The following is a 23,557-nucleotide window of genomic DNA, read 5'->3' as shown; positions in this document are numbered from 1 at the left end:
ATTAAAAATTAATACCTTTTGAAAGACCTGGAGTTTTAGCTTTTTATTCTTTCTTTCTTTCTCTATTATACCACTTTTCTAAAATTAGCTCAACTCCGGCTTTTATTTGTTTAAAATACGGCCAACTATCCTGTCTGTCTCTCCTTCATAACAATCTATAATGATCTTAGCGCCGCTGCCTGATTTCTTAATTTCCACCTTGGTAGACAACGCTTCCGATAAAATATTTTCTGTCTCTTGCCAGGGAGAATTTTTTCTGCCAATTTTTCTCGTGTGTCCGGCCACCGAAACTAATTTGACTTTTTCTTCGGCCTGTCGGACGGTTAAATTATTTTTAAGAATTTCCGCGAAAAGCGCTCTTTGTTTCTCGGGATTCGTAAGCGATAAAATCGCTCTTCCGTGGCCTTCGGAAATCTTTTTTTCATTAATAGCATTCTGAATTTCCAGCGGCAAAGACAGCAATCTTAAAAAATTAGCTACGCGAGACCGGCTTTTCCCGCTTTTAGAAGCGATTTCCTCCTGAGTAAGATTAAATTCGGTGTTCAAATTCTTATAAGCCATCGCTTCTTCTATGGGACTAAGCGCTTCCCTTTGAATATTTTCCACCAGAGCCAGCTCCAATTTCTGCTGTTCGCTGGCAGTGCGGACTATTACCGGAACTTTAGTTAAACCGGCGATCTTTGAAGCTTCAAGCCTTCGCTCTCCGGCAATTAGCTCGTAAGCGCCGGGTGATCTCTCTGTTACGACCAATGGCTGTAAAATTCCATGCATTTTTATGGACTCCGCCAGGTCATTCAACGCCCCGGGATCAAAAATTTTCCTCATCTGGCTGGGATTCTTGGAAATTTTTTTAATTTCAATGTTGGCGATAATTCCCGCATAGGAAAAAGAATTTTGATTTTCCTTGCCGGACGCGGGGTTTGCGGCAAAGCTTAGCGCTTTATTTTTCGAAGGAATAAGAGAGCTCAGCCCCCTGCCTAAAACTATTTTTGACATAAATTATAATTAATTTAAAATTATAAATTCTGAATTTTGATTCAAGTTCTAATTTTTAATTTTGAAACTTTTTACCAAAACTTTTGTTTCAAAATTGGTTCATTTAAAATTCATTCGAAATTCAAAATTGGAAATTAAAAATTTATTTTCAAATCGTAAATTTCGGATGTATTATCTTTTTTTCCATTGCGATTATTTCTTTCGCCAAGTTTTCATACAATCTCGCGCCGACAGAATTCGGTTTATAAAGAATTATCGGCTTGCCAAAGGAAGGCGCTTCGGCCAACTCGACATTGCGGGCAATAATTGTTTTAAAAACTTTTCCGGGAAAATTACGTGTTACCTCTTTTTCCACCTGCCGGCTAAGCAAGTTTCTCTTGTCGTACATGGTTAAAACAACACCCATAATATCCAAAGAATGAGTGATGTTTTCTTTGATCAAATCCACGGTTTTTAAAAGCTGTCCCAGTCCTTCCAAGGCGTAATACTCGCATTGAATCGGAATCAATAGTTGCTCAGTGGCTACCAAGCCATTGATCGTTAAAAGACCGAGGCTTGGCGGAGAATCTATGATAATATAATCATAAGAGCTCCTGACTGAATGCAGTAAATTATAAAGCGCGAATTCCCGATTCTCTCTTGATACCAATTCTATCGCCGCTCCAGCCAAATCGGTCGTGGAAGGAATAATATCATAACCCAAAATCGTTGTTTTCCTTACAACCTCAGAAATTGGAATATTGTTCATTAACGCCTCATAGAGAGACGGCTCTTTCCCTTCTTCGTTGTCAACTCTTATTCCCAGGCCGCTGGAAGCATTGGCTTGGGGATCCAGATCGATCAAAAGCACATACTTGCCCTTAGAAGCCAAATATGCCCCCAGATTTACTGCGGTAGTGGTTTTTCCCACTCCTCCTTTTTGATTGACAATGCCGATTATTTTGGCCACAAAATTATTTTAACATTTTAACATTTTAGCATTTTAGCATTTAAACATACCAATATCAGATCCTGTTTTTTATTAAAATATTAATGTGCTGAAATATTAATATAATTGCAACTGATGCGAGAGCAATTGACTATCCCGCCTTTTTCTGCTAATATTTTTAAATAGATTTAACTATATCTCAAATCAGCCGAAGTGGCGGAACTGGCAGACGCATACGACTCAAAATCGTACGAGCTTACGCTCATGAGGGTTCGACCCCCTCCTTCGGCACACATAAACTCTATAACTATCTTTTATTATACCAAAAAGCCGCCCTTTTCGCTACTTCCTTATTATTTTCAGCTTTTTTCCCGTCAAATCAATAATTGTTGACGGATTTTTTTTAGGCAAAATGCCGGCATCCAAAACCAAATCAATCCGATCGTCTCGCTCACGCTCCGGCAAAATAGGCCGGTTTGATATTTTCTTTTTAATTCCCAGCTGTTTTAAAACTTTATTGATATTCCCGCTCCCGGGAAGCCCGGAAATATTAGCGCTGGTGGCAGTAAAAGGAACCCTGGATTCTTTTGATAATAATTTAGTGATTTTAAAATCCGGAATCCGTATCGACAATGTTCCCTTGTGCATTGTTAAAATATTACTCTTCTTGAAAATTTTACCCTTAAAAACCAAAGTAAAAGCGCCCGGCAAAAGAGCGCTGAAAATTTCTTCCTGTGACGCGCCAATAATACAATATTTTTTCGCCATTTTAATATCGCTTACCACCGCGCTCAATGGCTTAGCCTCCGGCCTCTTTTTTATTTTATAAATTTTATCTATCGCTTCCTGACTTAAAGCATTCGCGCCAAGACCATAAATGGTATCGGTGGGATAAATAACCACACCGCCTTTTCGAATAACCTCGGCGGCAATTTTAATCGTTTTCAAGGAAGGATTTTTTGGATTGATTTTAATAATCTTCATAGGGTTATTAAGTATTGTTGCTAAAAATTATTTTATTGCAAAAAATATTAAATTGCTGTATAGTTATTATAATATTTTACACCCGATTTAAGAAAAAATCCATATGGAAAAATTTATTATAAAAGGCAAAAAACAATTAAAAGGTTCCGTGGAAATTGGCGGATATAAAAACGCCGCGGGCTCAGTGTTAGCCGCAACCCTTTTAACTGACAAAGAATGCGTTATAGACAATCTTCCTCTGGTTGAAGATGTTCTAAATTTAATCAAAGTTTTGGAAAGTATCGGAGTAGAAGTCTCTTGGCTCAGTAAGCGAAAAATAAAAATCAAAGCGGGCTCAAACATTAATCCGGAAAAAATGGATTATGAATTGGTAAAAAAAATGCGCGTATCGGTATTGCTGATCGGCCCACTCCTCGCGCGTTTTAAGCATTTTAAAATTCCTCATCCTGGCGGAGATAAAATCGGGTTGCGACCGATTGAAACTCACCTGGAAGCTTTTAAACTCCTCGGCGCCAATATTAAAAATGAAGGGGATTTCTATAAATTCGACTCGGAAGGATTGTCCGGCAAAGAAATAATCTTAAAAGAATTTTCCGTTACCGCTACCGAAAATATCTTAATGGCCGCAAGTTTGATTCCCGGAAAAACTGTAATTAAACTGGCTGCTGCTGAACCGCAAGTTCAAGATACAGGATTTTTGCTTGAAAAAATGGGAGCAAAAATTTCCGGCGTCGGCACTCACACTATCACTATTGAAGGAGTTTTGTCTTTAGGCGGCGCCAGTCACTCTATCGTCCCCGACCCTCTTGAAGCCGGCACTTTCATTATCGCAGCGGCAATCGCTGGAAAAAACGTAGAAGTTAAAAACATTATTCCTGAACATTTGCTGATATTCTGTGAAAAATTAAGAGACATAGGCGTAGACCTGGAAATAAAGCCCAACGGTCATTTATACGAAAAAAGTGAATTGTGCAATATAATCGTCAGACCGAAAAAAATTTTTAAAGCGACAAAAATTCAAGCCCTTCCTTACCCCGGATTTCCAACTGACCTCCAACCAATGATCAGTGTACTTTTAACCCAGGCTCACGGAAAAAGCCTGATCCATGATCCTCTTTTTGAATCACGGCTGGGATATGCCCAGGAATTACGAAAAATGGGAGCAGATATTGAAATAACAGACCCGCATCGAGCTTTTATAAACGGACCGGTCAAGCTCAAAGGCGCTTCCATTTCAAGTTCCGATATTCGCGCCGGAGCAACTCTGGTGATTGCGGCTCTTATCGCTGAAGGAGAAACTGAAATTTCCAATATTTACCAACTGGATCGCGGATACGAAAAAATCGAAGAAAAGCTTCAAAAACTTGGAGCGGACATAAAACGAGTAAAATTTTAAATTTTAGTCTATCACCGTTCCCATAAATTCTTTCCCTTCCAAACAATTTTCAAAATTTTCCGTATTTCTACCATTCATAATAATTACTTTAATCTTGCCTTTCTCGGCTAATTTGCTCGCGATCGGATCAAAAGGCTTGTTCATACGAGGCTTCCATACATCCCCCACGATTTTTCGAAAATCTTTCCAACTGATATTTTTTATCGGTTTTGCTTCCGGGTTTTTTCGCGGATCATCAGTATAAGCATAGTCGATATTGGAGAGGTTGATCACTGTTTTGGCTCCGGCAACTTTGGCAATCATTACCGCGTCATAATCGCTAGACCAGCCAGGTTTATAACCCGCACCAATCACAATTGGTTTCTTGGAGCTTATTTTTTTTGTCGGATCAATAATTACTTTCTCGTATGCCAAATTTCCGAACAACACGCGCATAAATTCGGCGTTTATCCTTGTACCGTAAATACCTATCCAGTCCAGCTCGTCATCGCTCATTTCTCTTGTTTTTTTAGCCGCTTCAATATAGTTCTTTGCTATTATTCCCCCGCCGCAAACAATAAAAAACCTATCGCCATTTTCCACCTTTTTCAAAATCAAAGCGCGAAACTTTTTTAAAAATTCCACATCTACCTCTTCGGGCACGATTAAAGAACCGCCAACAGAAAGAACATACGTTTGGGTTTTTTTATTTTTTGTCATCTTTTTTATCATAAATGTCAAATTTATAATTAAATTTATTTTGATAATCCCGCCGACCCATGATAAAACGATTAAAACCCGCGCCGACAACTTGCAAAAATACTTTTAAATATCCTTCTTTGTGCAGCCGGCGCGGAGAATTTTCCACCACGGCGCTTTTTAAAATTCCGAACTTGCAAATTCTGCTCGCGCGATAAGAATAGTCCGAATCCTCGCCAAGAATTATTTTTTCGTCAAATCCTTTTATTTTATCATGCGCAGCTTTGGTGGCAAAAATACACCATCCGCCGGCACAAGGACTAAAGTGTGAAGCGATCATAATCCAAATATTCCAAAGCTTAGGATATAGTCTATCGAGGAATATATCCGAGGAAGTCCGGCTCAATGGCGCGGCGCAACAAAGTTTTTTAACTTTGAATTCCGCGACGGTTTTTTCCAAAAAATCATCTCCGACCAAGATCACGTCAGCGTCGAGAAATAATAAAATTTCACCCAGAGCGGCCTCGGCTCCGCGATTTCTTCCTGGCCCGGGCATTCCTCCTTCCACTACCCTTCCCCCCAAGCTTGCCACCACTTCTCGAGTTTTATCGGTTGACTTGGCATCAGCCACAATTATTTCCAAATCTTTAAAGGTTTGATTTTTAATGCTCGCAAGAAGCACGGGTAATTGTTTTTCTTCGTTTTTCGCGGGGATAATTATAGAAAGAATCATATTTTATAAATAATTTAAATTAAAATTATCTGTCTATAGCAAACTTTCGTACAAGCTTATGATTTTTTTTATCCACAATTCTTGTGAAAATTTTTTAGAACTTATTTTTGCCTGAGCAGCCATTTTCTTTCTCAACTCGATATCATTAATGATTTTCAGCGCTTTTTCGGAAAAATCATCTACTGAATTTTCAACTAAAAATCCATTTTCTCCGTTAACAACCGCATCTTCCGTTCCACTGGCATTGATCGCCACAACCGGCAAACCGGAAACTATAGCTTCCGCCACCACCAAACCTTGCGTTTCGGTCAAAGATGCAAAAACAAAAATATCACTTGCCTGATAATAAGCCACAATTTTTTCCTGTGAAATCCATCCGGTAAAAATAATATTTTTCTCAAGACCAAGTTCTTTGGACATCTGCTCAAGAGTTTTTTTCAAAGGACCGTCGCCAACAATAATAAATTTTACGTTTTTATTATTGTTAAAGATCTTCGAAAAAGAATTTATCAAAAATTTTACGTTTTTTTCTTCAGCAATTCGGCTGGTGGTAACAAGCACAACCTCATCATTGCTAATCTTGTATTTTTCTCTTATCCTTTTTCTTCCATCGCCGTCTTTACTGAACTTCTCTATATTTATTCCGCTTGGAATAACCGATATCGACGGCTTTGCTCCGTGGCTCAGAATAAATTTTTTTATGGAAGAAGAAGGCGCAATCACTCCATCGCATTGATTAAGATAAGCGATCGCTTTGTTGATAATATAGGTTTTAGGAATAAGCTTGGAAATAAAAGGGATATAATGCAAATGATCTTCGTACTTCGTGTGATAAGTAAAAACAAGGGGTATGCTCAAAGTTTTGGAAAATTTTAAAGCTTCATCTCCCAGTAAAAAAGGCTGCTGGCTATGAATTATGTCCAAATGTAAATTTTTTACCACGGAATCCATACCGAACAAAAAAGGCACAGTAATGGCATATTGATACCCCTTATATTTAAACCGAAGGCTTCTGCATCTGAAAATATTTTTTTCTTCTTTATCCAGACTAGAATATTTGGGAGCAAAAATAAAAACTTCGTGGCCGGCTTTTTTTAAACCGTCGTAAAGGCTTAGCACCGAGTTCTCAAGCCCGCCTACCGAAGGTGGAAAATAATTAGTAAATATTCCTATTCGCATTATTGTTAAGTTTTAAAAATTATTCTACGGTCACTGATTTAGCCAAATTCCTAGGCTTATCGATATCGCAATTATGGAATACTCCCATATGGCAGGCAAAAAGATGAAGGGGAATAACGGATAAAATAGGCGTAAGCATTTCAAGGGTTTTGGGAATATATATCACATCATCGGCAAAATTTTTCATTTCCTCATTACCTTCGGTAACGATCGCGATAACTTTCCCATTCCGCGCTTTTAATTCTTGCACGGCATTAAACATCTTGTCATAAACGCTGTCACTTGGAGCAATAACTATAGACGGAAAATCTTCATCAATCATAGAGATCGGCCCATGTTTCATTTCACCTGCCGGATATCCTTCCGCGTGAATGCAATGGGCTAATTCCTTAAGTTTGAGCGCCCCTTCCAAAGCGATCGGATAATTATATTTTCTCCCTAAGTACAAAAAGTTTTTATAGCTTGAATACTTTTTCGCAAGATTTTTTATATTATTATCCTGTTCTAATATCTTTTGAGCCAAAACCGGCAAGTTTTCCAATTCATTTAGAATACGCGTGCCCATTACATTTGACATTTGCCTTTGGCGCCCTAAAAAAACGGTAATAAGCGCTAAAATAGACAATTGGGAAACAAAACTTTTGCTGGCCGGCACAGCCACTTCAAGGCCGGCATGATTATAAACACCAACGCCGCACTCGCGCGCAATACTCGACCCTACTGTATTAACCAGCCCAAAGGTAAAAGATCCTTTTAACTTTGCTTCCCGAACTGCCATCAGAGTATCAGCAGTTTCGCCTGATTGGCTTATAGCCAACACCGCAGTTTTTTTATCTAAAATCGGTTTTTTATATCTGAACTCAGAACCGACTTCCGCTTCAGTGGCGATACCGGCATATTCTTCCATCATATATTCTCCCACTTTTCCTGCATAAGACGCAGTTCCGCAAGACACAATTACCAATCTTTCAATTTCGGCCAATTGTTTTTTTGCCATTTCGAGCCCACCAAGCTTCGCGATACCTTCTTCTTTGTTTATTCTTCCTCGAATAGCGTTCTTGATCGCCTCTGGTTCTTCATAAATTTCTTTAAAAATAAAATGGGAAAAACCGCCTTTTTTCGCCTCTTGCATTTCCCAACCAATTTCCTTAATCTGTTTTTCTACCACATGATTTTCCAAATCCATGATCTTGTAGTTTTTTGGAGTTATGATCACCATTTCGGAATCATCCAAATAGATTACCTTTCTGGTAAAATTGATAACTGCCGAAACATCCGAGGCCACAAAAGCCTCGCCATCTCCGATGCCAATGATCAAAGGACTGGATAATCGCGCGGCAACGATCTTATCCGGTTCAGAAGCGGAAATCACGGCAATTCCGTAAGCGCCAATAACTTCCCTAAGCGCCAGACGCACTGCGTCTTCCAACACACCTTTATAGTATTTTTCTATCAAATGCGATAAAACCTCGGTATCGGTTTCGGAAACAAATTTATGCCCTTCGGATTCGAGTTTTTTCCTAAGAGCGCGATAGTTTTCAATAATGCCGTTATGCACCACCCAAATTTTTCCGGTACAATCTTGATGCGGATGAGCATTGGTTTCATTGGGAATTCCGTGCGTCGCCCAGCGCGTATGGCTAATACCCGCTCTGTCGTGTTCCATATTGCCAATTTCTTTCAAAAGATTTTCCAAAACCAAAATCCGCCCTTTTGCTTTTAAAGAAAAAATATTATTTTTATTGCCCGCTATGGCAACACCCGCGGAATCATAACCGCGATATTCAAGATTTTTCAATCCTGAAATTAAAATGTCTAAAGTTTTTTGAGGGCCAGTATAGCCGATTATTCCACACATGGTATTAGTTGAACGTTTATAAAGTTCTTAAAGTTATAAAGTTTGCAAAATTTTACTTTATGACTTTATAACTTGATGAACTAAATAACTATATTAATTAATCTTCCTTTCACAAATATCACTTTTTTAATTTCTTTGCCTTCAATCACTTTCTTAATTTTTTCACTTGCCAGCGCTATTTTTTTCGCTTCATTTTCCGAAATATCCGCCGCAGCTTTTATTTTGTCCTTTACTTTGCCGTTAATTTGCATTACCAGTTCTATTTCTTCTTCTTTTACCAAGTTCGGATCATATTTCGGCCACTCGAATAAAAATATGCTTTTTTTATTTCCGACCGCCAGCCATAATTCTTCCGCAATATGCGGAGCAAAAGGACTCAATAAAATTAAAAACTTTTCAAAATGATCTTTCGGAACTTTTTCGTGTTTTTCAAACTCATTCGATAAAATCATCAACGTCGAGATCGCCGTATTAAATTTAAATCCTTCAATATCCTCCCCGACTTTCTTAATCGTCTTATGGATTAACCGCTCTAATTTGTCATTTGACATTGATTTGACATTTGTCATTTGACATTTGTCATTTAATTGCCATATTCTCTCCAAGAATCTTCTCATTCCTACCACACCCTTTGTGCTCCAACTAACCGACTGTGAAAAAGGCCCCATAAACATCTCGTAAAGACGAAATGAATCCGCGCCAAATTCACGAATAACATCATCCGGATTGATCACGTTGCCCCAGCGCTTGCTCATCTTGCGGCCGTCGGAAGCCAAAATCAAACCCACGTGGAAAAGTTTTTTGAACGGTTCCTCCGTGCTCACAACACCAATATCAAATAAAAATTTATGCCAGAAGCGAGCATAAAGCAAATGCCGCGTGGCATGTTCCGCGCCGCCTACATACAGATCAACCGGCATCCAAGATTTTTCTTTATTTTTATCCACTAGTGCCTTTTTATTTTTCGGATCAACATATCTTAGATAATACCAGCTGGAGCCGGCCCACTGCGGCATTGTGTTTGTTTCTCTTTTAGCCGCGCCGCCGCATTTCGGACATTTCACATTCACCCATTCACTGATCTTTGCCAAAGGCGATTCGCCGGTGCCAGTTGGCTCATAACTTTTAACCTCCGGAAGTTTCACCGGCAGATCTTTTTCCGGCACTCCCACCGCGCCGCATTTGGCGCAGTGAATAATGGGAATCGGTTCGCCCCAATATCTTTGCCTGGAAAAAACCCAATCGCGCATTTTATAATTAACTTTTTTCTTGCCAATATTTTTTTCTTCCAACCATTTAGTCATCTCTTCACGAGCTTTTTCCGAAGTTAAACTATTATATTTTTCAGAATTTATTAATGCGCCATCTTTACAAAATGCTTTTTCGCCTTTTAAAAACTGCTCTTTTTCTCTATATCCTGCTGCTATCGCTTTCTCTTTCGCTTTCTCTCCCAATATCGATATCCCGGCAATCGACACAACTGTAGGCCTAATAGTTACTTTAATCGGCAAACCATATTTCTTCGCAAATTCAAAATCCCTCTCATCGTGCGCCGGCACGGCCATTACCGCGCCAGTGCCGTAAAATCCCAGCACGTAATCCGCCACCCAAACCGGGATTTCCTCATTGGTAAACGGATTGACCGCTTTAACACCCTTTAGTTCCACGCCGGTTTTTTCTTTGGCCAAAGCCGTTCGCTCCATCTCGGTTTTATTTTGTGCTTGAACTATGTATTTTTCCACTTCGCTATAATTTTCAATTTCGTTCTTAAATTTTTGAATCAAAGAATGTTCCGGCGCCACCACGCAATAAGTACAGCCGAAAATCGTATCCAGCCGTGTGGTAAAAACATCAAAAGATAATTTTGAATTTTTAATTTCAAATTTAATGGTTGCGCCCTCGCTCCGGCCGATCCAGTTTTTTTGCTGTTCTTTGATCAATTCTTCCCAGTCCAAATTTTCCGTATCCAGATCATAAAGCAATCTGTCCGCGTACGCCGTCATTTTTAAAACCCACTGCTTCATCTTTTTTTGCACTACCTGAGTTCCGCACCGCTCGCAAAGTCCGCCTTCCAGATCCTCATTGGCGAGAACCGTCTTACAACTCGGACACCAATTCACCGGTTCATCGGATTGATACGCCAAGCCACGCTCGAACATTTTTAAAAATATCCACTGCGTCCATTTGTAAAATTCCGGATCAGTAGTATTGATCTCCCGATCCCAATCATAAGTAAAACCGAATTTTTCCAGTTGATTTTTAAAAGTTTCTATATTTTTTTCAGTCGCAATCCGCGGATGAATCTTATTTTTTATGGCGTAATTTTCCGTGGGTAAACCAAAAGCATCCCAGCCCATCGGGTGAAGAACATTACACCCTTCAAGAATTTTTTTTCTCGAAATCACGTCCGTAGCAATATATCCTTTCGGGTGCCCAACGTGAAGCCCGACGCCGGAAGGATACGGAAACATATCCAAAGCATAAAACTTCGGTTTTTTAGCCAAATCTTTTGTTTTATAAATCCCTAACTCTTTCCATGTCTCTTGCCATTTCTTCTCAATGATTTCTGGCTTATATTTGTTATTCATACTTGTTGAGCCCACAACAGCGGGCGAAATCCCGCCTTTTTTATGGCGGGACCATTTTGGCTCAAGTTTTTCTGGATCGTATTTTTTCATAAATTAAATCAATTTATTCACTTTTTCCAACAAACTTTCCGCTTCCTTAAAATTAAAAATCAAAGTCTTGATCCCGAGTTTTTTTGCCGGCGCAATATCCCGCTCTTCGGAATCCCCAACCGCTAAGATTTCCGACGGGAATAAATTCAGTTTTTTCATTGCCTCAATATAATATTTTTCCGAAGGCTTCATAGCGCCAGTATCTTCAGGCGTGATCAAAAATTTAAAATATTTTTCCCAAGAACTAAAAGCCTGATTGATTTTGCGAACCAAGTTTTTTTTGAACTCCTCACTGACTACCGCTAATACATATTCTTTATTAAGCTCTTTAACCGCGGATAAGCAAAAAGGAGAAACTTCCAGGTCTTCTATCGCCATGCGCCAAAAAATATCCAGCGCCTCGCCGACAATTTTATCTGTATTTTTACCCTGCAATTCAAGCGCTTCAAGCGTTTTTTTAAGCGCATATCGCCGATCGCGCTTTTGAGGATCTCGAGCATCAGGAATAAAAAAATTAATTTTATCAATTGTTTTTTTCCACTCCGTTAAGATTTTATCCGCCTTAACGCCAGTGCGAGTTTCCAAAAAATCAGCCGCCGCCTTATATGCGCGTTCTGTCCTCACCCCATAAAGCGTTCCGTCAGCATCAAATATTATAGCTTTAATCATTGGCTTTTGTATTTTTTTTAACAATATTTTTAAATTCCGTGTATAAAACAACATTATTGGAAATATTTTCCCTGACCAAAGAATTGGGTCCAATCTTTGAATCGCATCCGACTAGCACCCCGGGCATTAAATTTACGGCAATTCCCAAATGTGTCCGATCGCCAATAATCGCGCCCAGTGCCGCGAGTTTAGTTTCTACTCTTTCGCTTTTTACTATCGGCCTAATTTCATGCCTATCTACCCGAATATTAGCAGTGATCGTTCCGGCGCCAATTTTTACATCTTCTCCAATAATAGAATCGCCGAAAAATCCGGAATGTGTATGACTCCGCGATTGAAAAATCGAACGAGTAACTTCCGCATTCGCGCCAATTAAAACCCCGTCTTCTAAATTTACATATTTCCTAATCAAAGTATTATTGCCAATAGTGCAGCCATTTCCAATATAGCAAGGACCTTTAATAACCGCGTGCTCAAATATAATTGAATTTTCTCCTATCCAAACCGGTCCCTCGATAATAGCGCTTTTGGCAATTTTTACGTTCTTGCTAATCTTTTGTTCTTTAATAAGCGCGTCTATCATTATCTGACTATCTTTAAAAAGATCCCAGGGATATTTCAAGCTTGGAGTTTCTTCTTCGGTGATCGCGAGACGCGTATCATTTTCTTTCATAAAAAGCGAGAGCGCATCTTCATAAGCATACATATGCTCTTTAACCTTACGATAATAAGAAAAAAAAACTTTGGGCAATAAATAAATCCCAACCGCCTTAATATTCGAAGGCTCTTTTCCTTGCGCCGGCTTTTCAATGATTGAATTTGCCTTATCGCCTTTAAAGTCAAGCATCCCGTATTTCCATGGCTTGTCTGTTTTGGCGCCAAGTAGAACCATTTTTGCGCCGGTTTCTTTCTGCTTGGCAAGCATTATTTTCAAAAACTTATCAGCGTTAAAAATATCCGGATTTAAGACAAAAAACGAATCTTTGATCAATGATTCCGCCTGCATTACCGCATCGCCCATCCCTTTGGCTTCTTTTTGAACGAGATACGAAAGCTTTACGCCGAAAAGAGAGCCATCTCCAAGAAATTTTTCTATTTGAGAATTCGGCGAATGCACGATAATAATATCTTTGACGCCGGCTCGCGCCACCGCTTCCACCGTCCACTCGATCAATGATTTTCCCATTATTTTTATAAGAGACTTATGTTTTTTTTCCGCCAACGGCCAAAATCTCGATGATTCTCCCGCGGCCAATAAAATTGCTTGCATAAAGTAATTTTTAGTTTTTAAAAATATCTTATAGGCTCATTAATAATTTTACCAATTTTTCCGGATCATAAATTACTGGTCCGTCTGCCAAAAGCAGATCGCCGGTTATAAATTTATTTTTATCCAGTCCTTTATCCGCTTTTACTAATTCCATTATCGCCGGCTCTTCTTTTTTGTATTCTTCGATCCTTTCTTTCGCAGGTGTCTGACTGTTGTAAATCACGAAATCCAGCGGGCAACCCATGTATTTTTCCACTTCGCTGGCAAAATCCGCCACGGAAAAATCATTCGTCTCGCCGAGCTTGGTCATAGTGTTCGTTATTAATACTTTTTTCGCTCGGGATTTTTTAAAAGCTTCACTCATTCCCTCCATCATCAAACAAGGAATTGCGGAAGAATACAGATCACCCGGACCGATAGTTATCAAATCAGCTTTTTCCACCTCCGCAAGCGCTTTCGGATAAGCCTTGGCCTTCGGCTCTAGATAAACTTTTTTAATTTTCAGTTTCGGATCATGCTTAAGAGGAACATCAATTTCATCTTCGCCTTTTACGATCTCTCCATTTTCCAATTCGGCGTAAATCTGGGTTTTCTCAATAGTCGCCGGAAGAGCTCTGTGTTTTTTATTCACTTCCATAAATTCATGCATCACATCCAATGCTTTTCCATAATCCTTTAAATTATTTTCCAGTCCCGCTATAAAAGCATTGGCAAAAACATGCCCTTTGTGCCCGCCGTCAAAAACTTCATGGCCAAACCTGAAAACCCAAAGATCTTTTTTCCACTGAGGTGCATCGGATAAAGCCAAAATATGCCGTCTGATATCTCCCGGAGGCAAAACGTTAAAATCTACTCTCAATTGCCCGGCTGACCCGCCATTATCAACCATTGAAGTAATACCGGTAATCATCGTTGAATATTTTTTAAGCGGCATCAAAATTGCCTTCGGCATAGCGTTTCCTCCGCCAAAACAAACAATATTTTTTTCCATATACTTTTACTTATTAAATTAATGCGAAACTGTTCTTTTTGCCTTTCAAACAAAGAAAAAGCTTCTTATAAATCTACTTTTAGTATAGCTTAATTAAAGATTTTGTCAAAAAAAAATAGCGGGGATTTATCGCGTGTTACTACTGATAAATCACTCCGCTTGCTTTGTTCAAGTTTTATCCTGCGTTTTCAAGCAGAAATTGCTATTTTTTCTCTTGCGGCCTCAAGTCCTTTTGCCAATTCCCTAACCTTTGTTGGTATTGCCATTTCATTTGCGTTGCAAAACGCCATCATTATGGTCGCCCAACATTCGGGAGTAGGCGCGACGATCAAGCCCGGAGCACAATATATTTCGCAGACGGGCGGCTCGGCTTTTTTGATATGGGTTCCTTCAAACACTGCTCCTTCACCGGCCATATTGGTAATAATAAACCGCTGATTTTCCGGCAAATTCTGATTAAGCCAGAAAAGCACCGTGAAGACTATCTCTTCTTTTGGTTTATTCGCGAATGGCTCGCAAAGCGCGAAGTTAAAAGGCTTAACCGTACCAGTATTTTCGTCAAAGTTGCCGAAATATTGCTTCAACATCCAGAATGGACCCATGGAGTTGTAAACTCCAATGCCTTGTTTGATTATATCGCCAATCGTGTGGGCCATTTTTACCCAATGGGGTTTGGCTTTCTGTCCGTAGACGCATAATTGAGGCTTAATTTCCGGAATACAGAAGACTCTATCCACAGCTGTAACTTCTGTAAAATTATTGTTCCTGTAAATCCAGACACCATCTTTATCGCCGACTACTATCGGCAAATCTTCAAACACCGTTTTTACAGCACAAGCCTCAAGGTTGCCCTTATCGTCGCGCAGAGATATGGCAATGGTTGCTGTTGGTTTGGGAAATTTAGATTCTTCCCCGTCATTGCCCCATGTCCAGTCGTCACCGGAAAAGACACACTTTTCTTTTATCTCCGAAAACTCAAAAGCCAATCTCTGAACATTATTCGCCACTGCTTCTTTGGTACAATTCGGTAAATCGCCTTTTGCGATCGCTGCTTGGAGATCGTGACCTGCGGCAACAAGTACCTGTATCATCTTTTCCAGATTTTTATTTATTTTTTTTCTATTCACGTTTATCACCTCATTTATAAAAGAACGGTCCGGAAAATCCGGATAAAAATCCTCCTCTTTTGCTGAATTCAGCCTATCATAGAAAATCAATCCTGTCAATTGTTTACGCGCTTATTAACTGCGATCAAAAATCATTTTTTAGAGCGTAAAAAATTTCTTCCTGCCGCCATTCCGAACAATCCCGCTACTACACCGCCGAGAATGAACATCAGGCCAAAACCCAGAGAACCGAGAAGCAAACCAGAAATCAGCGAGCCGAGAGCCGTACCTAATGGAGAAAAAACCGAATCTATGGCTCCGGCTTCTTCGGAGTTGACCTTAAGCTTCTCAGCCACAAAACCGCTCCGCGCCGTATCGGCGATATAAACTCCGGCAGCTTTTCCCAAGAAAAGAAAAAGGATGATAAAAAAATTCATAAATCCGGCGAATATTCCCAGTACAATGGAAAAAATCGCGGCAATCAAGCTTCCTTTAATAATCGCGCTTTCGCTCTGATGTCCATCTTTGCCAAACTGCCTGATAATTAAAAAAGAAATTGGCAAAAACAAAAGAGAAAACGCGGATAAAAAAAACAAAATATAATTTTGTGACCAACCGAGACTCTTGAGAAATAAAGGAAAAAAGGCGTGATAAAATCCGTCAAAAATTAACACTATCATTGATAAGGCGAAAAAAGGAAGCATCCGGCTCACCTTCAATTTATCAAAAACATCCGCGTAATTACGGCGTAACTTGGCCAAATCAAAAGATTTATTCAAAAAATCCGGCTTTTGATTTTTAAACCTGGTAAAAAATAAAATGGCGAGCAAAAACTGCAAAGCCAAACTCACGATAAAAACGCCGGAAAATCCAAACTTCCAGATCACTAAAGCTCCGGTAAGAGGAGCAATCGCATTGGCATAAAACGGAGCCGAATAAAACCAGCCGAACGAATTCGCGTAATTTTTTATCGGAGAGGAAATCAAAATTGCCCGGATAGAAACAAAAAACAAAGCGGCGGAAATCCCAAGCATCGCCTGAAGAAAATAAAATAAAATGGGACTATGAATAAAAATCATTCCCAAAGAATAGAACCCATACCCAACAATGCCCGCCGTGGCTAATTTAGCCGGATTAATTTTATGATTCAAAAAACCGACAATGGGCGAAAAAATCGCGAACAGCAAATAAATCAATAAATAGGCATAACCCACTTCCGGCAAAGAAAATCCTCGCCCTGACAAAAACAGCGGAAAATACAAAGAAAAAAGTTTGTAAGCGAACATTACTCCGAAATGCGCCGCTGTGACGTCTCGAGTGGTTTTTTCAATATTAAGAGAGATGGCCATAAATTTTTTTTAAAAAAACTTTAGCTCTTAAATCTTATCTTAAAAGCGAAGCTAAGTCAAAAATTTCCATAAAAAAATCCGGAGAGAAAATTAACTCCGGTAGGGTTGGCTTTGAAGCAGGAAACCGACATACGCCGGCGCCAGAATATCCCCGATATATTCGTGCATTTTTATAGCACGAAATACAGAGAAAACTCGCGGTTTTAGCTCATACAGTTCTTTTACTTTAATGGTACTGTCACCTACTTCTACGGTCTCTAGATTTTGGGACACTTTTTGTTTTTCCCACTCTCCAATTGTCTTTATTTCTATTACGCCGCTCTCTTTTTCTTCTTCCGATTCTTCAGCCTTTTTTCCAAACAATTTTTCAAACCATTTCATAAATACCTCCAAATTTGTACTTTAAGCTTAGCACAAAATAAAAATTTGTCAAGACTCGATTTGCATAAATTTTGGATAAAAAAAATAGCGGGAAATAATTCTCTATTTTGGCAGTTTCGCCAAAGAACCATTTCTCGCTTTCAAAATTTTTTTAAGGGGTCTCCCAGCCTTCTTCCTTCTTAATCCAGCAATATGGCAGAACACTCGACATTGTATCAATCCTCGCCGGCAAATTCTTGACAATGGTAATATTTGCCGCGTATTGGAATACCAATACTTCTGCTATATCATGGGGGTCAAGAACCTCTTCCAAGTCCGCTTTTACGCGTTCTGCCGAATCCAGAAATTCCTCTACCAGAGTTTCTATGTCTTCTAAGGAAAACAAAGCCACTTTCCCGGTTTCTTTGAGAACTCTGGCCCGATTAAGAGCATTTTCGACATAGAACCTTCGTGCAGTTTCTCTTCCGTTTGTCAGAAATACCATCAAACAATTCAGCGCGAATGTCCCATCTCCTTTGGACCCAGTTGCATTACTTATGACCATCAAGTCATCGGTTCGCATTACCGTGATATGTCCCGGTTCACTAGCCTGTCCGGCATAAGGATTGGAAACCGATTTATTAAGCACTGTTCTTTTGCCGTCTTTCCAGGAGCAAAGCTCCCAAAAATCAGGAGCGCCTACTGCCAAAAGGTCGCCGATCTTTTGATTTTTAAACAATATCTCAGATTCTTTCGAGCCATATGTTTTGTTTTCCTTGGTCATTTTTCTCTTAAAAAGCTCTTCCCATGCTTGGAAATAATCGTGGAAAATTCTCACCATAGATCCTTTCCGGTAAGCCTCCATAATATCACCCACCGTTCTTTCTCTTAACGGAACATTTCCGGCAAGAGAAAGCAATGTAATCAGTTCCTGCTGAAATGGATTTGCCCATCCGCCGGAAAGATGAACCGACGAAAATCCTTTATTTCTCCATTCTTGCAATATCTGCTCGCGCGTATGATTGCCGTAGAGCAAAATACATTGCTCTGCTGAAAACGATACACCGTCGATCAAATCGCCGGGAGCCGGAGCTTTCTGGATTTCCGGATTCCTTATTCCGGTACAAATTCTTGTCTCTCTTATTATATCGGGAAACATTTCCTTAACTTCCATGTCTTTTCCTCCTCATTTTATCTACCTTTTTGCTTCGGTCGCGAAGCGCGCACCGCGAAGAACAAAACATTTTTTCCGCAGTGCCAAATAGCCGCTATTTGCCGATTTCAGCGAATATTTGGCACCGCAGAAATTAATTTTTAAAGAACTAATATATTATAGTATTCCTTTTAATCATCCTTGTCAAGATAGTCAAATTATTATAGTATTTACATACAAAGAAAGAATAAACATTCATCCGGATTAAAAAAATAATTATGGCGAAAATCGTCTTTGCGTGCGGCGGAACCGGCGGACATATTATGCCGGCCATCGCTCTGGCCAATCACTTTAAACAAATTTCCGGCTCTACCGCTTTAAAAACAGAAATTGTATTCATTGCTGCCGGCGACAAGCAGATAATGGAAATTTTTAAAAAAAATAATTTTAGTTGTAAATTGATCCAAGGCGGCAAGTTAAGGCGTTATTTTGACTGGAAAAATTTCACCGATATATTTAAAATAATGATCGGTTTTTTTCAGTCGCTTTGGTTTTTGGCAAAAATAAAACCGGATGTTATTTTTAGCAAAGGCGGGTATGCCGGCTTCCCGCCGGTAGTCGCCGGTAGAATACTGGGCATTCCGGTGATCATTCATGAATCCGATCTGGTTCCGGGTATCGCCAATCGCTTGTCCGCGTTATTTGCGAGCCGTATCGCTCTCGGATTTCAAGGTTCCGCAAAATATTTTCCTGGGGAAAAAATAGTTTTCACCGGAAATCCTATACGGGAAGAATTATTAAAAGGAACTAAGGAACAAGCGAGAAAAGAATTCGGACTGAAAAGCAATTTACCCGTAATCCTAATTACAGGCGGCAGTCAAGGCGCCAAACGATTAAATGAAATAATTTTGGAAATACTACCGGAAATACTTGGCTTTTCTGAGGTAATACATCTGGTAGGCACAAATAATTACGAAGAATCAAAAAGCTTGGCAGAAAATAAAAATCTGAAAAATGCGGAAAATTATCACGCTTATCCTTTTCTTAATGAACAAATGAAAGAAGCTTACGCGGCCGCGGACCTCGTTATCAGCCGAGCCGGAGCAAATTCCATAAGCGAAATACTTTCTTTGGGAAAAGTCAGTATTCTTGTCCCGCTTTCAACAGCGGCAAACGATCATCAAGCAAAAAATGCGAACCATTTTTCAAATCTTGGTGCCACTATAACGATTGACGAAGTTAATTTTGACAAAAAATTCTTAACGGAAAAAATTGAAACTCTTCTAAAAAATCCGGGGGAAAGAAAAAAAATAGAAAAAAAAGCGCTGTCTTTAGCGATTCCCGATGCGCGAAACCGCCTTTCTGAAGAAATTTTATCTTTAATAAAACCATAAAATGTAACTTATTATTGTTTTTCCAGTTTTATCACCGTCACTTCCGGCGGAACAAGAAATCTAAACGGCAAAACACTCATACCGATGCCGCGATTAATATACATCTGAGTATTGCCAATCGTATAAAGCCCTTTGATAAAACCCTTCCCGGCCGGCCTTTTCGCCGGAATTATATATTTGGTTAAAAATGGAATATAAACCTGCCCGCCGTGAGTATGTCCCGCTAGAACCAAATCAATATTTTTATCCGCGGCTTCTTTGATGATATTCGGCGAATGCGCCAAAAGTATCCGGCAATTCTTGTCGCCCTCGTCCAAATTTTTTTCCGCTTTTTCCAAATCGCCTTTCAGCTCTCCGCTCGTATACGGATCCTTAACTCCCAATATACTCAATGTTTCGTTCCCTGAAACAATTTTTTCAGAACTATTTATCAGCACTTTTGCGCCAACCGCCTCAAGACGCGTTTTTAATTCCCCGACCCCATAATCCAGCGCCCAATAATCCCAATTGCCAAAAATCACAAAAGTTTTGTAGCTCGCCGAAATTTTCCCGATCAGCTCTACCGCTTTTTCCATTCCGGTATCATCGCTGACCAAATCTCCGGTAACGAAAACCGCCGCCGGATTTTGCGATTTTATCGCCTCATAGATTTGACTGATCCTTGTTTCTTTTGTTTCGCGAGTAAAATGCAAATCGGAGATCTGGACAAATCTATCCGGCAAATCTTTTTTTAAACAATTTAATTTAATCGTTTGATTTTCTATTTTCAAAGTATTCGGCTCAATAAAATAAGCGTAGCCGAGCAAGGCGATAAATAAAATCAAAAAGGCAGATAAAATTTTAAATGTCTTTTTTAGCATATTTTTTGCTAATTTTAATCGCCATTATTCCGTACAGCACTCCCAGCACTGCTCCTGCCAAAACATCGCTCGGATAATGCATGCCGTTATGGATCCTGGCAAAGGCCATAAATAGCGCGAAAGCCGCAGCTGGCAATAAAAATTTCCGATAGTAATAGACGTATACTGTCGACAAAGACAAAATATATGCCATATGACTGGAAGGAAAAGAAGAACTGGTATTTAATTTTCCCAAAGGAATTAACTCTCCCGGATGCGCTAAATACGGCCGCAATCTGAACAAACCGAATTCTGGCAAAATATATTTAAAAAATATCTCGCTCGTCAAAAAATGCAAGCCCACCGCAATCACGGCGGCTACGGCAATTTGCTTGCCGTTTTTTTTATCCCAAATTAAAAAATATCCGGTAATAATAATTCCCAAAATTCCGAGCAAAGTATTCGAGCTGACAAAAATCGTGGCCGGATCAATCCACCCCGCGGCAAGTTGATTAAAAAAATTTACGATTTCAAATTCCATAAAAGTTATATTCCAAATAATTCTTTCGCGTTCTCGCTTGTCGCTTTTTCAAGTTTCTCAACACTAACGCCTTTCAACTCCGCGATTTTTTTTGCCACATGACTCACAAAAGCCGGTTCATTGCGCTCGCCGCGATGCGGCACTGGCGCCAAATACGGACAATCGGTCTCAATAAAAATTCTATCTAAAGGCGTATTTTTTATCACCTTATAAATCTCCGGTTCAACTTCATCGGTTATGAGCGATTCGGCTAAATCAATGTCCTGCAGTAATGGCGCTTTAACTATTTTGGGTTTCTTTACATAAGTTATAGCTCCGGTGAATCCGATATTAAACCCCATCTTTATCAATTCTTCGGCAATCAGCCAACTTCCCAAAAAACAATGCGTCACACCCCGCCAGCCGGATGTTTTGTAACTCTTTAAAATTTCCAGCAGATCCACGTAAGCCTCGCGACAGTGAATTATGATCGGTTTTTTGTGTTTTTCCGCCAATTCCAATTGCGCCTTAAAAGCTTCTGTTTGAATTTCTCTGGGCGACAAATCTCTAAAAAAGTCCAAACCGATTTCCCCCACTGCAACTACTTTCTTTTGCGCTATCAATTCTTCCAATTTTTTAAGCGCTTCTTCGTTTAATTTTTCCGCGTCGTGAGGATGAATGCCAATCGAAGCAAAAATATTTTTATGCTTCTTAGCCAACTCAATGCTTCCCTCGCTCGAAGCCAGATCACAGCCAACATTGATCATTTTTTCTCCGCCCGCGTCAAAAAACCGCTTGATAACTTTCTCGCGGTCAAGATCAAATTCCTTAAAATTAAGATGGGCATGGGTATCGATCATAGCTAAAAATTATTTTAATCGCGGGAATAAATTCTCGCCTTTTTTTATTTTCGTGCCGGGTTTTAATCCGCCCCACTTTTGCGCTTCGCTCAAAGTTTTAGATAATTCCGCGGCTCTTTCTTTTTCATCCGCAAATAATTGGCAAAAAATCTTATCCGATGTTTCTGGCATAAAAGATCGGATTAACCAAGCAATTTGACGTAAAGATTCTAATAAATCATAAATGACTAAAGCAGCTTGTTCCTTATCGGTTTTAATAAGCTTCCATGGCTCCGAAAAGTCAATATACCGATTTTGCTTTCTCACCATTCCCCCCGCTCCTTCCCCAAATGATATTATTAATCCCAATGCCTTGTCTATTTTTAGATTATTAAATCCTTTACTTAAACTATCCCAAACGACCTTGAAATCATTTTTATTTGCCTCAAAAGCATGCTCTTTAAATTTGTTTATTTCTCCAGTCTTTTTTAAATCAACATCTGGTATTTTTCCGTCAAAATAATTTTCAACCATCGTCAAAACCCGAGCCACTAAATTCCCTAATCCGTTTTGCAGGTCCGCCGCATATTTTTCCGCCGCCCGTTCCATCGTCAAATCCACATCTTCTCCAAAAGTGCCGGCGCTCATCAAAAGATATCGTGTAGCATCTACTCCAAATTTACCGATCATTTCATCGACAGCGATCACGTTTCCAAGGGTCTTGCTCATTTTTTTACCACCGGCTAAAATATGCCCGTGAGTAAAAAGTTTTTTAGGAAGCGAAATGCCAAGATGCATAAGTATTATCGGCCAAATCGTCGCATGAACCCGTAAAATATCTTTCCCGATAAGCTGCATTTCGGGAGGCCATTGTTTTGGAAGTTTTTTTGGATCCCCTTTCCAGCCAAGACCGGTAAGATAATTCAAGAACGCATCCACCCAAACATAAGTCGTATGCGAAGGATCAAAAGGCAAAGGAATTCCCCAAGAAACATTTTTACGAGAAATCGAAATGTCTTTTATCTTTTGATTTTTAAAAAAAGATAAAATCTCTACTTTGTACTTATCGGGCGTAATTTGAAATTCATTTTTTATTTTTTCTTCAAGCTGTTCCTGTGTCTTTCCGGACATCCGAAGAAGATAACATTCCTCTTTTAATTTCTCGGGAACGGCATTGTGATCCGGGCATTTTCCGTCAACCAATTCATTTTCAGTTTTAAACTGTTCGCAACCAATACAATACAACCCTTCATAAGTACCTTGATAAATTGCGCCTTTATCCTTTAAAACCTGTAAAGCTGCCTGAACCGCTTTTTTGTGCGGCGCATCCGTAGTGCGAATAAAATTATTGTAATCTATGTTCAATTTTTTCCAAAGTGTTTTAAACTCGCTTGAAATTTCATCAACGAATTGCTGCGGCTCCTTCCCCGCTTTTTCAGCCACTTTTTGAATTTTCAAACCGTGTTCATCCGTACCGGTAAGAAGGAATGTCTCTTTGCCGTTAAGCTTGTTCCATCTCGCCAAAACATCGGCAGCTACAGTCGTATAAGCGTGGCCAATGTGCGGCTTGGCATTGGCATAATAAATTGGAGTCGTAATATAAAAATTTTTTGACTTAGTTTTTTTTATTGACATAT

At 39.5% G+C, this 23,557-nt stretch carries 21 protein-coding genes and 1 tRNA gene; 3 read left to right on the top strand and 19 right to left on the bottom strand.

The window, feature by feature from the left end; all coding sequences use genetic code 11:
- Positions 1-102: 102 nt before the first annotated feature.
- A complete protein-coding gene (locus Q8N37_00725) occupies positions 103-996 on the bottom strand; it encodes a ParB/RepB/Spo0J family partition protein (GenBank protein ID MDP3057029.1) in 894 nt (297 codons plus the stop codon).
- 148 nt (positions 997-1,144) lie between these two features.
- Positions 1,145-1,945 carry a ParA family protein gene (locus Q8N37_00720; GenBank protein MDP3057028.1) on the bottom strand — a complete coding sequence of 267 codons (801 nt, stop codon included), beginning with the start codon at positions 1,943-1,945 and terminating at the stop codon, positions 1,145-1,147.
- A gap of 186 nt (positions 1,946-2,131) precedes the next feature.
- Between Q8N37_00720 and Q8N37_00715 the strand changes: the two genes are divergently transcribed.
- Positions 2,132-2,215, top strand: a tRNA-Leu gene (locus tag Q8N37_00715).
- Between the two features lie 51 nt (positions 2,216-2,266).
- Here Q8N37_00715 and Q8N37_00710 read toward each other — a convergent pair.
- On the bottom strand, positions 2,267-2,908 hold the full coding sequence (locus tag Q8N37_00710) for an L-threonylcarbamoyladenylate synthase (protein ID MDP3057027.1): 642 nt from the start codon (positions 2,906-2,908) through the stop codon (positions 2,267-2,269).
- A gap of 103 nt (positions 2,909-3,011) precedes the next feature.
- Here Q8N37_00710 and murA point away from each other — a divergent pair, with 103 nt between their 5' ends.
- Positions 3,012-4,304 (top strand): UDP-N-acetylglucosamine 1-carboxyvinyltransferase, encoded by a 1,293-nt coding sequence (gene murA / locus Q8N37_00705; GenBank protein ID MDP3057026.1) that lies wholly within the window; start codon positions 3,012-3,014, stop codon positions 4,302-4,304.
- A gap of 3 nt (positions 4,305-4,307) precedes the next feature.
- Here the strand turns inward: murA and pyrH are convergent, their stop codons facing one another.
- From pyrH to Q8N37_00645, 12 genes are all read right to left on the bottom strand, one after another.
- The gene (gene pyrH / locus Q8N37_00700) at positions 4,308-5,003 is read right to left on the bottom strand and encodes a UMP kinase (GenBank protein MDP3057025.1); all 696 of its coding nucleotides are present in this window, start codon (positions 5,001-5,003) and stop codon (positions 4,308-4,310) included.
- Positions 4,990-5,715 (bottom strand): glycosyltransferase, encoded by a 726-nt coding sequence (locus Q8N37_00695; protein ID MDP3057024.1) that lies wholly within the window; start codon positions 5,713-5,715, stop codon positions 4,990-4,992. Before Q8N37_00695 ends, pyrH begins: the two co-directional genes overlap by 14 nt.
- 33 nt (positions 5,716-5,748) lie before the next feature.
- The gene (locus tag Q8N37_00690) at positions 5,749-6,894 is read right to left on the bottom strand and encodes a glycosyltransferase (GenBank protein ID MDP3057023.1); all 1,146 of its coding nucleotides are present in this window, start codon (positions 6,892-6,894) and stop codon (positions 5,749-5,751) included.
- Between the two features lie 19 nt (positions 6,895-6,913).
- Complete coding sequence (gene glmS, locus Q8N37_00685) at positions 6,914-8,752, bottom strand: glutamine--fructose-6-phosphate transaminase (isomerizing) (protein MDP3057022.1); 1,839 nt, start codon at positions 8,750-8,752, stop codon at positions 6,914-6,916.
- A gap of 80 nt (positions 8,753-8,832) precedes the next feature.
- Entirely contained in the window at positions 8,833-11,340 is a 2,508-nt protein-coding gene (leuS, locus tag Q8N37_00680; GenBank protein ID MDP3057021.1) for a leucine--tRNA ligase, read from the bottom strand.
- 93 nt (positions 11,341-11,433) lie between these two features.
- Positions 11,434-12,099 (bottom strand): HAD family hydrolase, encoded by a 666-nt coding sequence (locus tag Q8N37_00675; GenBank protein MDP3057020.1) that lies wholly within the window; start codon positions 12,097-12,099, stop codon positions 11,434-11,436.
- A complete protein-coding gene (locus Q8N37_00670; protein ID MDP3057019.1) occupies positions 12,092-13,369 on the bottom strand; it encodes a sugar phosphate nucleotidyltransferase in 1,278 nt (425 codons plus the stop codon). The genes Q8N37_00675 and Q8N37_00670 overlap by 8 nt, the downstream gene beginning before the upstream one ends.
- 28 nt (positions 13,370-13,397) lie before the next feature.
- A complete protein-coding gene (locus Q8N37_00665) occupies positions 13,398-14,360 on the bottom strand; it encodes a YvcK family protein (protein ID MDP3057018.1) in 963 nt (320 codons plus the stop codon).
- 188 nt (positions 14,361-14,548) lie between these two features.
- Positions 14,549-15,586, bottom strand: a complete 1,038-nt coding sequence (locus tag Q8N37_00660) for a hypothetical protein (GenBank protein ID MDP3057017.1) — start codon at positions 15,584-15,586, stop codon at positions 14,549-14,551.
- A 32-nt stretch (positions 15,587-15,618) separates the two neighbouring features.
- Positions 15,619-16,815 (bottom strand): MFS transporter, encoded by a 1,197-nt coding sequence (locus tag Q8N37_00655; protein MDP3057016.1) that lies wholly within the window; start codon positions 16,813-16,815, stop codon positions 15,619-15,621.
- Positions 16,816-16,905: 90 nt separating this feature from the next.
- Positions 16,906-17,196 carry a hypothetical protein gene (locus Q8N37_00650; GenBank protein MDP3057015.1) on the bottom strand — a complete coding sequence of 97 codons (291 nt, stop codon included), beginning with the start codon at positions 17,194-17,196 and terminating at the stop codon, positions 16,906-16,908.
- A 151-nt stretch (positions 17,197-17,347) separates the two neighbouring features.
- Positions 17,348-18,349 (bottom strand): hypothetical protein, encoded by a 1,002-nt coding sequence (locus tag Q8N37_00645; GenBank protein MDP3057014.1) that lies wholly within the window; start codon positions 18,347-18,349, stop codon positions 17,348-17,350.
- A gap of 257 nt (positions 18,350-18,606) precedes the next feature.
- Between Q8N37_00645 and murG the strand changes: the two genes are divergently transcribed.
- Complete coding sequence (murG, locus tag Q8N37_00640; GenBank protein ID MDP3057013.1) at positions 18,607-19,722, top strand: undecaprenyldiphospho-muramoylpentapeptide beta-N-acetylglucosaminyltransferase; 1,116 nt, start codon at positions 18,607-18,609, stop codon at positions 19,720-19,722.
- A gap of 11 nt (positions 19,723-19,733) precedes the next feature.
- Here the strand turns inward: murG and Q8N37_00635 are convergent, their stop codons facing one another.
- The 4 genes from Q8N37_00635 to metG are packed head-to-tail and all read right to left on the bottom strand — an operon-like array spanning position 19,734 to position 23,555.
- Complete coding sequence (locus Q8N37_00635) at positions 19,734-20,582, bottom strand: metallophosphoesterase (protein MDP3057012.1); 849 nt, start codon at positions 20,580-20,582, stop codon at positions 19,734-19,736.
- Positions 20,563-21,102 (bottom strand): phosphatase PAP2 family protein, encoded by a 540-nt coding sequence (locus tag Q8N37_00630; protein MDP3057011.1) that lies wholly within the window; start codon positions 21,100-21,102, stop codon positions 20,563-20,565. Before Q8N37_00630 ends, Q8N37_00635 begins: the two co-directional genes overlap by 20 nt.
- A 5-nt stretch (positions 21,103-21,107) precedes the next feature.
- Positions 21,108-21,941, bottom strand: a complete 834-nt coding sequence (locus tag Q8N37_00625; GenBank protein ID MDP3057010.1) for a TatD family hydrolase — start codon at positions 21,939-21,941, stop codon at positions 21,108-21,110.
- A gap of 9 nt (positions 21,942-21,950) precedes the next feature.
- The gene (gene metG, locus Q8N37_00620) at positions 21,951-23,555 is read right to left on the bottom strand and encodes a methionine--tRNA ligase (GenBank protein ID MDP3057009.1); all 1,605 of its coding nucleotides are present in this window, start codon (positions 23,553-23,555) and stop codon (positions 21,951-21,953) included.
- Positions 23,556-23,557 lie beyond the last annotated feature (2 nt).

The sequence above is a fragment of the bacterium genome, assembly GCA_030693205.1.
In the GTDB taxonomy this organism is placed as follows: Bacteria; Patescibacteriota; Minisyncoccia; order JAHIHE01; family JAHIHE01; genus JAHILZ01.
The sequence above is the reverse complement of the archived record's forward strand: the minus strand, read 5'-3'. Positions and strand labels throughout refer to the sequence as shown.

What these genes read in the sequence shown, in the direction of transcription:
- murG (MDP3057013.1), top strand. Translation starts at nt 18,607, where the DNA reads ATGGCGAAAATCGTCTTTGCGTGCGGCGGAACCGGCGGACATATTATG.
- Q8N37_00665 (MDP3057018.1), bottom strand. Translation starts at nt 14,360, where the DNA reads ATGGAAAAAAATATTGTTTGTTTTGGCGGAGGAAACGCTATGCCGAAG.
- Q8N37_00630 (MDP3057011.1), bottom strand. Translation starts at nt 21,102, where the DNA reads ATGGAATTTGAAATCGTAAATTTTTTTAATCAACTTGCCGCGGGGTGG.
- Q8N37_00710 (MDP3057027.1), bottom strand. Translation starts at nt 2,908, where the DNA reads ATGAAGATTATTAAAATCAATCCAAAAAATCCTTCCTTGAAAACGATT.
- Q8N37_00655 (MDP3057016.1), bottom strand. Translation starts at nt 16,815, where the DNA reads ATGGCCATCTCTCTTAATATTGAAAAAACCACTCGAGACGTCACAGCG.
- pyrH (MDP3057025.1), bottom strand. Translation starts at nt 5,003, where the DNA reads ATGACAAAAAATAAAAAAACCCAAACGTATGTTCTTTCTGTTGGCGGT.
- Q8N37_00725 (MDP3057029.1), bottom strand. Translation starts at nt 996, where the DNA reads ATGTCAAAAATAGTTTTAGGCAGGGGGCTGAGCTCTCTTATTCCTTCG.
- glmS (MDP3057022.1), bottom strand. Translation starts at nt 8,752, where the DNA reads ATGTGTGGAATAATCGGCTATACTGGCCCTCAAAAAACTTTAGACATT.
- murA (MDP3057026.1), top strand. Translation starts at nt 3,012, where the DNA reads ATGGAAAAATTTATTATAAAAGGCAAAAAACAATTAAAAGGTTCCGTG.
- Q8N37_00625 (MDP3057010.1), bottom strand. Translation starts at nt 21,941, where the DNA reads ATGATCGATACCCATGCCCATCTTAATTTTAAGGAATTTGATCTTGAC.
- metG (MDP3057009.1), bottom strand. Translation starts at nt 23,555, where the DNA reads ATGTCAATAAAAAAAACTAAGTCAAAAAATTTTTATATTACGACTCCA.
- Q8N37_00675 (MDP3057020.1), bottom strand. Translation starts at nt 12,099, where the DNA reads ATGATTAAAGCTATAATATTTGATGCTGACGGAACGCTTTATGGGGTG.
- Q8N37_00690 (MDP3057023.1), bottom strand. Translation starts at nt 6,894, where the DNA reads ATGCGAATAGGAATATTTACTAATTATTTTCCACCTTCGGTAGGCGGG.
- Q8N37_00670 (MDP3057019.1), bottom strand. Translation starts at nt 13,369, where the DNA reads ATGCAAGCAATTTTATTGGCCGCGGGAGAATCATCGAGATTTTGGCCG.
- leuS (MDP3057021.1), bottom strand. Translation starts at nt 11,340, where the DNA reads ATGAATAACAAATATAAGCCAGAAATCATTGAGAAGAAATGGCAAGAG.
- Q8N37_00650 (MDP3057015.1), bottom strand. Translation starts at nt 17,196, where the DNA reads ATGAAATGGTTTGAAAAATTGTTTGGAAAAAAGGCTGAAGAATCGGAA.
- Q8N37_00695 (MDP3057024.1), bottom strand. Translation starts at nt 5,715, where the DNA reads ATGATTCTTTCTATAATTATCCCCGCGAAAAACGAAGAAAAACAATTA.
- Q8N37_00645 (MDP3057014.1), bottom strand. Translation starts at nt 18,349, where the DNA reads ATGGAAGTTAAGGAAATGTTTCCCGATATAATAAGAGAGACAAGAATT.
- Q8N37_00635 (MDP3057012.1), bottom strand. Translation starts at nt 20,582, where the DNA reads ATGCTAAAAAAGACATTTAAAATTTTATCTGCCTTTTTGATTTTATTT.